We start from the raw sequence: 972 nt of genomic DNA on the forward strand, positions 1-972 counted from the left end.
ATTAAGCTTATTCAAATCAATTAACATGATGATATTTTCACTTCCAAGCTCAGCTTATATTCCAACAGAATTGACACTTGCAACCCTAGCCAAAGGCATAAAACCAGACTGAGTACCACGTATCGAGTGTTCAGCATGCCTCAGTAAATACTGACTAAAATGACGCGCCTGCTCTTCAGTCATCTCAACAACAACCTTAGGCTCTTGCGCAGAAACTTTAAGCAGCGCACCTTCAGCAGAAATATTCGCAGCAGTGCTTTGTATTTCATCATTCAGTTCAGTCGTACCTTGAAAAGCAAAAATAAAGGCAAAAGCGACACTGGCCGCTAAGGCAAGCCAAGCACGACTTCCGCCTCTTTTGCTCGACGATTCAGAGCTATCATCAAGAAGCGGAACAACTTTTTGATCCTCACGGCGATCAGCAAGATTCTGAGGGACAGTACCTTCTACGCTATCCATCTCGGTACTCATATCGAGTGAAGGTTCAGCTGCATTGTCCCGGATTGCCGCAGCCACCCCGGCACTAATATCAATATTGAAGTGGCTTTCACTATCTCGTTTCAGCACCTGACGCGCCTCATGATAGCGCCCCCACAGTAGCTGCACCTCTTGTTCATCGGAGTGACCGAGTATTCGCTGAAGTTCCAGCTCATTTGACTCATCATCCATCAACGCTGATATAGACTCTCTTAATCTCTCGTCCATTAATCACCTCTCATGGCTTTGATCTCATTATCAATCGCTTCTCTAGCCCTAAATATACGCGACCTAACAGTTCCAACCGGGCATTCCATCACCGCCGCAATTTCGTCATAACTTAAATTATCAAACTCCCTTAGCGTCAAAGCGATGCGCAAATCTTCAGGCAGCTTTTTAATCGTATTCTTGATCACAGCTTCCAACTGGTCTTTACTCAACAACTGTTCAGGTGATGCGGTATCTTTTAAAGCACTGGCATTTGGGTTTAACTCC

Annotated in this window: 2 protein-coding genes; both read right to left on the bottom strand. The window is 45.0% G+C overall.

Translation table 11 applies throughout. The features are described from left to right. Positions 1-54: 54 nt before the first annotated feature. Entirely contained in the window at positions 55-705 is a 651-nt protein-coding gene (locus A3729_RS18815) for a sigma-E factor negative regulatory protein (RefSeq protein ID WP_068509103.1), read from the bottom strand. Further along, a partial coding sequence (locus A3729_RS18820) for a sigma-70 family RNA polymerase sigma factor (RefSeq protein ID WP_156498019.1) occupies positions 705-972 on the bottom strand: 268 nt, incomplete at its 5' end. The genes A3729_RS18820 and A3729_RS18815, both read right to left, overlap by 1 nt.

The organism is Oleiphilus sp. HI0043 (assembly GCF_001634935.1).